Here is a 503-nt window from a genome sequence, read left to right on the forward strand (position 1 = left end):
AGGTAGCCGCTCGGGCAGAGGTAGCCGTGCGCGCCGTCGGCCGCGGCGGCCCGGGCGTGCTCGGGGAAGCATCCGTCGTAGCAGATGCCGAGCCCGAGCCGCCAGCCGTCGACCAGCAGCGTGGCACCGCGCCGGCCGGCGTCGAACAGCTCCCGTTCGCCGCCCCAGAGCTGCTGCTTGTCGTACCCGACCCGGACCGCGCCGGTCGGGTCGACGACCAGCGCGGAGATGGTCCGGCGGTCGTCCGGGTGGCGGACCGCCGCGCCGAGGACCACGGTGATCCGGTCGTCGCGGGCCGCGGCCCGCAGCGGGTCGAGCCGGGGGTCGTCGACCGCGCCGTCGCCGGTCGCGGCGACGTCGGTGCCGGCCGGGTCGGCGGCCAGCGTCGGCGGGTGGTACGCGGGCAGGAACAGCTCCGGCAGGACGGCGATCCGGGCGCCGTCGCCGGCGGCGCGGGCGGCCAGGCCGGCGGCGGCCACCGCGTTGCGGGGCACGTCGCCGGG

Annotated in this window: 1 protein-coding gene; it reads right to left on the reverse strand. The window is 79.5% G+C overall.

What is annotated here, in order from left to right:
* A partial coding sequence (locus ACSNN7_RS29045; RefSeq protein ID WP_436684228.1) for a carbon-nitrogen hydrolase family protein occupies window positions 1-503 on the reverse strand: 503 nt, incomplete at both ends.

Origin of the sequence: Micromonospora sp. URMC 105, assembly GCF_051386295.1 — a bacterium.
Lineage (GTDB): Bacteria > Actinomycetota > Actinomycetes > Mycobacteriales > Micromonosporaceae > Micromonospora.